9 protein-coding genes and 1 pseudogene are annotated in these 9,362 nt (G+C 48.7%); all 10 read right to left on the reverse strand.

What is annotated here, in order from left to right; genetic code table 11:
• Window positions 1-286 (reverse strand): Plug domain-containing protein (locus JZU62_RS10980; protein ID WP_365956214.1); only part of this gene is annotated, 286 nt, incomplete at its 3' end.
• Between the two features lie 15 nt (window positions 287-301).
• Window positions 302-1,309, reverse strand: coding sequence for an LLM class flavin-dependent oxidoreductase (locus tag JZU62_RS01675; protein WP_295011281.1), 1,008 nt, complete (start codon window positions 1,307-1,309; stop codon window positions 302-304).
• A gap of 50 nt (window positions 1,310-1,359) precedes the next feature.
• Window positions 1,360-2,337, reverse strand: a complete 978-nt coding sequence (locus tag JZU62_RS01680; protein ID WP_295011283.1) for an ABC transporter substrate-binding protein — start codon at window positions 2,335-2,337, stop codon at window positions 1,360-1,362.
• Window positions 2,334-3,125: an ABC transporter ATP-binding protein gene (locus JZU62_RS01685; protein WP_295011285.1), complete on the reverse strand. Its 792-nt coding sequence runs from the start codon at window positions 3,123-3,125 to the stop codon at window positions 2,334-2,336. Before JZU62_RS01685 ends, JZU62_RS01680 begins: the two co-directional genes overlap by 4 nt.
• On the reverse strand, window positions 3,116-4,135 hold the full coding sequence (locus JZU62_RS01690) for an iron ABC transporter permease (RefSeq protein ID WP_295011287.1): 1,020 nt from the start codon (window positions 4,133-4,135) through the stop codon (window positions 3,116-3,118). Before JZU62_RS01690 ends, JZU62_RS01685 begins: the two co-directional genes overlap by 10 nt.
• A gap of 1 nt (window position 4,136) precedes the next feature.
• Window positions 4,137-6,383, reverse strand: a complete 2,247-nt coding sequence (locus JZU62_RS01695; RefSeq protein WP_295011289.1) for a TonB-dependent receptor — start codon at window positions 6,381-6,383, stop codon at window positions 4,137-4,139.
• On the reverse strand, window positions 6,380-7,402 hold the full coding sequence (locus JZU62_RS01700; protein ID WP_295011291.1) for an ABC transporter substrate-binding protein: 1,023 nt from the start codon (window positions 7,400-7,402) through the stop codon (window positions 6,380-6,382). The genes JZU62_RS01695 and JZU62_RS01700 overlap by 4 nt, the downstream gene beginning before the upstream one ends.
• 10 nt (window positions 7,403-7,412) lie before the next feature.
• Complete coding sequence (locus JZU62_RS01705; protein WP_295011293.1) at window positions 7,413-8,168, reverse strand: energy transducer TonB; 756 nt, start codon at window positions 8,166-8,168, stop codon at window positions 7,413-7,415.
• Window positions 8,165-8,728 carry a globin gene (locus JZU62_RS01710; protein WP_295011295.1) on the reverse strand — a complete coding sequence of 188 codons (564 nt, stop codon included), beginning with the start codon at window positions 8,726-8,728 and terminating at the stop codon, window positions 8,165-8,167. Before JZU62_RS01710 ends, JZU62_RS01705 begins: the two co-directional genes overlap by 4 nt.
• A 123-nt stretch (window positions 8,729-8,851) precedes the next feature.
• Window positions 8,852-9,362, reverse strand: a pseudogene (locus tag JZU62_RS01715) (hypothetical protein); the annotation flags it as partial.

Below are 9,362 nucleotides of genomic sequence, written 5' to 3' on the forward strand. Positions count from 1 at the left end.
TACCGTCGATAAAGAGCGGGGCGTGTTTAACGTCAAATCCTCGTATCATAATCATCTGCTCATTTCTGGCACCAAAACTTTGGATTGTTGCACCCGATAGAAGGTTAAGCGCTTCTAGAACAGTTTTTCTCTCATGATCTTGCATCTCTTGTGCATCGATGATTGTAGTCGTAGAAGAGGTATCCGAGGTGCTCGTTACATCAACTTTGCCGAGTTCAAAAACCCCTTCCGCACTGTAAAGTGCTGAAGCGGTTGCCAGTGAGAGGAGCAGCAGGTGTTTTTTTATTTCATTTCCTTGTGTTTAAATGTAGGGTCGAATCTGGGTATTGAATTGCGATAACATCCACCGATTTTGAGTGTGATCGGTGGAGGATGGTTTGAGAACGAGGTGGACGTGGTTAAGCTCCTTTTGGATGGTTTTAATGGTAGCGATGCACTGCTCGGGGGTTCCCAAAATGGCGTTGTCAAAAAACTTCTGACCGTTGAAAAACCCTTTGCGCTCGTTTAGAAGCAGTTCGTAGGCTTCGAGATCGAACGTCGGCTGGGTTTGCTCTTCTTGAACGGCGCGCATACAGCGTACAAAATGATCGATCGCCGGTAAAACTGCGTGCGATGCCTCTTCGTACGTATCGGCGACATAAAAAACCCGCATGATGACCATTTCGGGCTCATATCCTGCGATCGAGCAATAAAGGTTACGTGCCTCGATACACTCCTCTAAAGAAGCCCCTTGCGACATCATCAACCCATAGCCGTGGCGTGCGGCAAAGGCTATCGTCTCTTCGGAGGAGAAGGTCGCGATGAAAAAGGGGACTCGCGCTTGGATCGGATGAGGTGCGATGGGGATGTTTCGGGTTTGGACGAAATCACCGTTGTACTCGGTATCATGCTCATGCAACAAGGCATCGATAGCCTCGACACTCTCGTACATCAGTGCTCTTAGCTCCTCTTTGTTTTGGAGAAAATATCGGGTATCGGGGGCAAATCCCCCTTTGGCAAATCCCGCATTGATCCGACCGCCTGAGAGGTTGTCGAGCAGCGCAATACTCTCAGCGAGTCGGACGGGATGGTAAAAGGGGGCGAGAAACCCCGCCGTTCCCAAGCGGATACATCCGGTACGTCCTGCGGCATAAGCGATCATGGCAGCAGGGTCAGGGATAACGCTAAAAGCGTTGAAATGGTGTTCGCCGAACCACGCTTCATCAAATCCGAGTTCATCCGCCAGCTCAACGAGACGGAGCTGTTCCATAATGCTCTCTTGCACATTGCCGGAGTAGTTTTCGCTAAGGCAAAATAGTCCTATTTTCATATTGGTTCCTTTATGTGTCAAATATGATATAACGATAGTTAAAAAAACGCTTATCCCCGATAGGCAGGGAAAAAGAGCTTTTCAAACCGTTTTTTCTCCTGATCGATCGGAGCGATTAAATCGGGATAAAAAGTGTGTATCAACCACCGTATCCCCATGAGTCTGGCGAGCGATGGAGGACGGCTGATGTAGTTAAACGGGACATTCGGTACGGTTAGGATGTGTCCCGTTTTAACCGCGCGGAGCATTTTCCATTTCGGATTTGTCGCAATAGACTCGACAAACGAGGGTTCCATAGCGATAATCACGTCAGGGTCGGCGAGGATGATCTGTTCCATCGACATTTTTTCCATCCCGTAATTAGAAATACTTTTACAATTGATAGCATCTTTGGCTCCGGCGTAGGTAAAGGGTTCGAGGTGTCTGGAACCCTCGCATTCGCTGGACATTCCGTCCATCCCTTCGGCAAAGTAGTAGCGGACATCTTTGCGGGCGTAGACCTTGCTCTGGAGCGACTGGACAAGCCCCAAGGTCTCTTTGGTGTAGGCGATAAGCTCACGGGCGCGTTTAGTGTTTCCTGTGAGCTTTCCTAATAGGTCGAATTCGCCTATGAGATCGTTGATCGACTCATTGCGCACCATTAACACGGGGATACCGAGCGTGCTTAGTTGTTTGAGCTGAATGTTTGAGCCTGTGGCATTTCCCCACATGAGGATCACATCGGGTTTTAGTGAGGCTAGGACTTCAAGATTGGGGGTGTTTCCTTGACCGAAATATCCTCCAACTACGGGACGCGATGCGGCAACGCCGACATAGTGTTTTTGGTCGGGTTTAAACGGAAAATTCAGCCCCGCAACGAGAGCGGGATCAAATGCCGTAATCGTCATGGTCTGTGGGGGCGATGGGGAGTAGATTTTTGTGATTTTATCAGGGATCGTGACGACTCGTCCAAAATCATCGGTGATGGTACGTGCTACTATAATATTAGTAAATATTAATAGAATAATGAGAAGAGATAACGCTCTCATAAGGCTCCTTTGGAAAAAGTGGGGATACACCACGTATTGGTATTGTGGGTGATGAGATCCGCTTCGATCCCGTAGACTTCACGGATCATTGAGGAGTTGATAACCTCTTCGGGGAGTCCGTTGGCGATGATTCGTCCATGGTTCATCACGACTACACGGCTGGAGACCATGAGGGCGTGATCGGGGTAGTGGGTTGTTTTGAGAAAGGTGTACCCTTGGCGTGCCAAATCATTGATCAGCTCCAGAAGACGGATTTGGTTCCCGTAATCCAACCCTGAGACCGGCTCATCCATGATAAAGGTATTGACCTCTTGGGTGAGGGCGCGGGCGAGGAGCACCATCTGTTTTTGTCCGCCGCTGAGATGCCCAAACGCTCTGCCCGCTAAATCGGCGATACCGATGCGTTCGAGTGAAGCGTATGCGGTTGCACGGTCATTGGCCGATGCTGCGGCGAAAAAACCGCTTTTGCTCACTCGACCCATCATCACCATTTCCAGTACACTGTAGTTGAACGGGACGTTGTGGTACTGAGGGATATAGGCGATATGTTTGGCGATCTCGCGGTGGGAGTAGCGATGGATTGTTTTATTCTCTAGCCATATCTCCCCTTGTGCAGGATGGATGAGTTTGAGGATGAGACGGATTAGGGTGCTTTTACCGCATCCGTTAGGTCCCAATAAGCTCACCACTTCACCGCGATTCAGGGTAAAATCGATCCCCTCCAACACCGAATGCTTAGGGTAAGAAAAATGGAGGTCATTGACCGTAATAATGGGATTCAGTTCCATGCTGCCCTCGCGTTTTTAAGTACGATGATAAAGACGGGGATACCGATCAATGAGGTGAGAATCCCGATAGGGATCTCGACACTCAGTGCCAAACGCGAGATCGTGTCGGCTAAGAGCAAAAAGATCGCCCCGACAATCGCAGAGAGTGGGATGAGGAGACGATGCGAAGGACCGAATGCCATACGGATGATGTGCGGGATGATAAGCCCCACCCAGCCGATCATCCCCGCCATAACGACGGAGAGGGAACTCGCCAGCGTCGCGAGGATAATCGCCGCGAAGCGCACCATGGGGACATTCACCCCCAGCGCTTTTGCCTCTTCATCTCCGAGGCTGAGGAGATCGAAATATTTGGAGAGGGCAATCATCCCCGCTATGCTTAAAAGGATCGGGATGCTTACGAGGAGGACACTGTGCAGATCCGCCATCGTGAGACTTCCCATCAGCCAGTAGACGATAGCGGGGAGGGTACTGTAGGGGTCGGCAACGTATTTGATGACCGACAGCAGAGCGGTGAAGAGTGAACTGCTGATAACACCGCCGAGTACCAGCATGATTGTAGAGCGGGAGTTACTCACCATCCCACCGATCAAAACCGCAACGCCGACGGCGACAAACCCGAACACAAATGCCAATACCTGAACCACGTACCATTGCTCAGATATAAGCATCCCCAGTGCCGCACCGAACGCCGCTCCCGCCAATACGCCCAATATCCCCGGAGAGACGAGGGGATTGACGAACATCGCCTGAAATGCCGCACCTGAGACCGCGAGCGATGCACCGATGAGGATGGCGAGCAATACACGCGGCAAACGGATTTGGAGGATGATGTTATCGAGGAGGGTGTAGGTGTCATTACCAACACCTCCGAAAAGTTTGAATTCCATATACCCCATAAAGGTAGGTAAATCAATCGGATATTGCCCCCACAGGAGCGATATGATGGTGATGAGGAGAAGGAGCGTTAATGCTCCCCCAACGATGGTGAAACTTTTGAGGCTTATCATTTTAGAACTTTAGATTGAGACTGCCGTACACTCCTAACGGAGCTCCGGTTTGATAGGTTGAAGCCGTTGTCGATGCGGCTAGTGCATTATCGGCGGCATTGATTGTTGCGATGTACTTTTCATTGGTCAGATTGGTCGCGGTGAGGCGGAAGAGGGCATTACGTGAACCCATAAACTGACCCATACGGTATGCCATATCGAAATCGACGATGGTAAATGCGTCCACTTTTTGAGTATTGGCGACATCACCCCAGCGGCTTGAGGTATAGCGAGCACTCGGAGTAAGTGTCCAATCCCCTAGATGGTACGAAAGGGCAGCTTTTGCCATGTATTTGGGTGCATCGGGGAGCTGTTTACCATCCGTATCGACCGTAGTAGTCGCGCTACTTTGGAAGTTCTGGGTGAAGTTGTAACGGTTGTACGAAAGCCCTAATAAGAATTCGAGCTGTTCATTGATCGGACCATACGCGGAAAACTCCGCACCGTATCCGAATGCATCCCCGATATTGGCGGGATAATTGACGCCGTAGGTCGGATCGTAGATATTAGCCTGTTTGTTTTGGACGAATGAGACAAAGAGGCTCGGATTGAGCGTGATACCTCCTACTGTTGTTTTTACCCCCACATCGATATTATCGGAGAGCTCAAGATCGAGCTTGTCCCACAGCTGTTGGAGGGTGACGTTTTTGGAAACGAAATTAGCTCGATTCGATACATAGGTAGGGAAAAGATTGACGTCAAATCCATACGTACGGGAATAATCGATATAGAGCGACGTCTCAGGTGAGAGGTTGTATCCCAGATAGAGTGAGGGGATATAGGTGTGAAACGTTTTGGCTTCGACACTCGCCCATGGATCGAGCGCGGTTGTCGCGATGGCGGTGTCATAGTCTGAACTGGTTGTGGCACTGGAATTGGCGGTGTGGCTTTTGAGAGAGCCCAGTTTAAACGATTGGTATTGCAATCCTGCAACGTATTTAAAACGATCGATCTCTCCGCTGAGTTGTGCAAACGGTGCTTGCAAAACGTGGTAATCGTTCTCTGCAAGTACGGCATAGCCGATAAAGACTAAATTACCGCTCGCATTGACCGTGTATTTTTTCTGATCGCTCGGAGGTCCGGGAGGGAGCTGTTTGTGGTACCAGTATCCGATCTTGGTTTTAAGCGCTTCGGAAAACTCATGATCATACGCAGCGGTAGCGCCATAGAGGTCATGATCCATCTGCCAATTAACGACGCGGTTGGTGGCAACTGCGGAGCTCAAATTACCGTTGGAGTACCAGTAATCCCCCGTATCTTTTTTATAGTACGGTTTGAAAGAGATCGTATCGTTAGATGTCGGCTTATATTCGACTTCACCCATCAGTGCGGTGGTATCAAAACTTTGTTTATTCCAGTCGTAGTAGTTGACATTATTCGCCGTAGTCGGTTTTGAGGTTGAAAAATCTTTGTTGAAATTAGCCCTTAGATTACTCGCTTCGGCAAAGGAGAGGTTGTAATAGTTGTGGTGATCGTCCGAGTTGCGTATAGCGGTTAGTTTGGCTTTAAACGCATTATTAGGGGTATAGGTAAGCCCTATTGTGCCGTTGAGCCGTTTGAGATCGCCAGAGCCTTTGGTTTTATCGTTTGTGAGATGGGAGAATGAGCCAAACAGTGCTACATCTCCGATCTTACCCGAATCAAATCGGACAAAGGTACGCATAAAATCATCACTGCCGAAGCTTTGTGATACTTCAGCCCCAGCATAAGAGCGGGCGGAGCGGAGATTCATATCGACTTTACCGATGAGGCTGGAGAAGCCTAGATTTTTGTCGGTTGGGAGATACCCTTTGAGCAGGTCGATGGATGCGACGTTTTCCATATCCATGAGCTGTTTCCCGCCCCCTGGGTTACTGGAGATCGGCATTCCATCAACCATAAACACTCCCCCTGGTCCTGATTGGCTTTTACCCCGAATGCGGATCGGATCGTGATACGATGGCTCATTGGAACCCGCTTGATCGACAGGGGTAAAATTGACCGAAGGGGAGTATGCGATAACGCTGTAGGGATTCATGTTCGCCTGTGTCCCAAGCGTCGCGATACTTTTAGACCCAAACGTCTGATTAGAACTGCTGAGATTGGAATCAGCGATCATACTCTCCCCATCATCGATGAGGTCATTGACGACGATACGCTCAATCCCTAACGGATCGGCGGTGAGAACCGCACACGCGGCGAGTGAGAGGATAAGTATGGATGGTTTCATTGGTTGGCTCCTAATAGGGTTTTAGTTTGTTGGTCGTTTAGTTTGACGTGCAAAAAGAGTTCATAAAACTCTTTGACACGTTGGTTTAGATTGACGTTATAGGTTTTAGGATGGAACACCGAGGCGAGCCACTGGATACCTATGACACGCATAAACGAGGGAGGTCGGTCGATCCAGTTGAACGGTTGTACAGGGACAAGATGGATACGACTAGTTTTCACGGCGCGGAGATTTTTCCACATCGGATCATTGATGAGGTCAAAATAGACACTTTTATTTTGGACGATGATCACATCGGGGTTATAGGTGAGGAGGGTTTCAAAACTGATTTTCTCCAGCCCCAGTATCCCGCTTTGCTGGCATTTATGGGCATTCTCGCCACCTGCGAAATTCATCGCTTCGACATGGAACGATTTATCGCATTCGGTTGAAAGCCCATCTAACCCCTCGGCATAGTAATAGCGGATCGATTTTTCTTTGGAAACCCCTTTGTGTACCTCGTTGATGATCTTTTGAGAGTATAGGGCTAACTCTTCGCCCCGTTTGGACTCCCCGATGGCATTGCCCGCTAGACGAAAGGCACGGGGCATATCGTTGATCTCCCGAAATGGGATCATAAACGTCGGGATTTTAGTCTTTTCGATCTCTTTCGCGACCGTCTGAACGAGCATATCATCCTGCCACACGAGGACGAGTTGCGGTTTATACGCCATCAATGTTTCGAGGTTGATGTTTTGCCCTCCGCCGTGAAACGATCCGATCACCGGAAGCGAGAGGAATTTTTTGTTCAAAAATGCCCCATCCGCGTTGTTATTGCTATTTTTGGCTGCGAAATTGAGTCCGACCATTTTCTCAGGGTTGAGGGTATAGAGGAGATAGTTCATCGGTGGGGATGAACCAAATACTCGGTCGGTGACATCAGGAAGGGTCACTTTTTTACCGTCAATGTCGTTGAGTATTTTGGCATTCAACGTCAGAGCGATAGCCGATAGGAGAAGCAAACGTAGGAGGGTATTCATCTGGGTTCCTTTAGGATTTATGTAAATTAAACGCGATAGGGATACTCAATTCAAAGGTCTTACCCAACGAGGGGTAATAACCGCTGAGGCTGAGAATCGTTTGTATCGCTCTATTATCGAGTACGTTGCTTCCGCTGGTGCTTTTAACCTGTGCGGTATCAACCGTACCGTCGGGTTTGAGAGTGAATGTGACCAATACCACCCCTTCTAATCGCAATTTCCGAGCGATAGCGGGATAGGTGATGGCGTTTTCGATCATAGCTCTGATATGTCCCAATGCCGCTCCGCCGATTTTGTTTTCTGAAACAGGGTTTCTTGGTAATTCGTGTTCAGGAGTGGAAGGTGTTAAATGAGGAGAATCATTTAGCGTACTTGATGACGGAAGTGAAGACGCAGCATGGGGCATAGCTAAAGGCGCGGACGCCTCAGGAGAGACCGAAGGAGTTAGTGACGGTCTCTCCTGAGGAGTCGTAGTAACGTTCGGTACAGGCTTTTGTGGTTGGGTGACGCTTTGGTGATGTTCTTTGGGTTGCGGCATCGCTTCCATTTTGTGAATATCTCCCGATGTCGAAGTAAACTCAGCCAAAGAGATCGTGATCTTTTCATCCGATTTAGGAAGAGGAATCGGATGGGTTGTCGTGAAAAAGGCTATACTCGCAAAAAGTGCCGCATGCACCCCAAAAGAAGCGGTAAAAGATTTGGTTTTTAATAAGGAATTATTATTTTGTATCTTTTCTGATATAACGATAGGATTAAAAAAAATCATACATTCCTCCAAATAGTCGAGTAGGGGTGGCGTTCAATCGGTGCAACGGTGGTTCGGCGGTTAATCATCCGAATAGAGAGCGGTTCGATCCAGTTCCAAAACTCTTCGATACATCCGCTCGGCATCCCTAAATCATTAATCGTTTTTTTGTACATCATGAGCCAAATTTCGCGACCTTTTTCATCGACCGTGATATGAAAATGGCGCATTCGCAGAGCAGGGTGTCCGTGATCGGGGGTATAGGCTTTTTCCCCTCCGAGTGCTTCGACGAAGAAATCCGCCGTCTTTTCGGTTGCAAAGGTAAACATCGCATCATCAGCGGGGAAGAGATTACCGATAGCGCTTTTACGGAGCAATCCGTGATGATAGCGCACCATGTTGCGAACGTTCTCTTCGCCCCATTGTTGATAGAGGATGATCGTGGGAAACGGTACTTCGGGATAGACAAAATCGGTTTTTGCTTCTGCCGTATGGGGTGTCATACTAGCAGGCTCGAACGGTTTGGTTCCGCAGGCATTGAACTGTGATACAGGTTTGCCCTCAGAGGTCATTAATGTCATGTGTTTTCCTTTATGGTTTGATTAAAATATCAGGGGAGACGACAGGCAATTTGAATAACCGCAGACAAACACTCCTGTCGCCTCGTCTGATACTTCACGATATTCCCCCAAAGGGGATTTAAATTAGAAACGATAGTTCGCTTCGAGACGCATCTCTTTGTTGGATGAATCAAACGTATTTCCGTTTGCCGCACCTGTTGTCCCCACTCTGTCGATATCATTGTTTTGATCCATAAAGCGGGCCAAGAATTCCAACCCTTTCAAACTTCCTGAACATTTATAAGCGATATCCATATTCCATTGGGTCGTGTCATCATTTTGAGTTGCACGATTGGTCATACTTTGATACGGCTTTTTGATCGGGTTACGGTCATAGACCGAATAGCTGATAAAAGCACTCAATCCTGATACGTAGCGGTTGAAATCGTAATCGAACTGTACTTTGTACGCATCGCTGTCGGCGTTCCAGTCGGTTTGAGTCATGCTTCGGGTATACCCTTGTGTCAGAAACCCGCGCCACGGAGCGATCATATCGGCACCCTCATCGGTGTGGGACGCAGAGACGAGGAGTTTAGCCGGACCGTAGTTGGTTACGGCACGGAGCGCCCACAAATGTGAATCGATACTTTGGTCG

This window comes from Sulfuricurvum sp. (genome assembly GCF_019163035.1).
GTDB lineage: Bacteria > Campylobacterota > Campylobacteria > Campylobacterales > Sulfurimonadaceae > Sulfuricurvum.

Coding starts and splice junctions, on each gene's coding strand:
- JZU62_RS01675 (WP_295011281.1), bottom strand. CDS start 1,309: ATGAAAATAGGACTATTTTGCCTTAGCGAAAACTACTCCGGCAATGTG.
- JZU62_RS01680 (WP_295011283.1), bottom strand. CDS start 2,337: ATGAGAGCGTTATCTCTTCTCATTATTCTATTAATATTTACTAATATT.
- JZU62_RS01685 (WP_295011285.1), bottom strand. CDS start 3,125: ATGGAACTGAATCCCATTATTACGGTCAATGACCTCCATTTTTCTTAC.
- JZU62_RS01690 (WP_295011287.1), bottom strand. CDS start 4,135: ATGATAAGCCTCAAAAGTTTCACCATCGTTGGGGGAGCATTAACGCTC.
- JZU62_RS01695 (WP_295011289.1), bottom strand. CDS start 6,383: ATGAAACCATCCATACTTATCCTCTCACTCGCCGCGTGTGCGGTTCTC.
- JZU62_RS01700 (WP_295011291.1), bottom strand. CDS start 7,402: ATGAATACCCTCCTACGTTTGCTTCTCCTATCGGCTATCGCTCTGACG.
- JZU62_RS01705 (WP_295011293.1), bottom strand. CDS start 8,168: ATGATTTTTTTTAATCCTATCGTTATATCAGAAAAGATACAAAATAAT.
- JZU62_RS01710 (WP_295011295.1), bottom strand. CDS start 8,728: ATGACATTAATGACCTCTGAGGGCAAACCTGTATCACAGTTCAATGCC.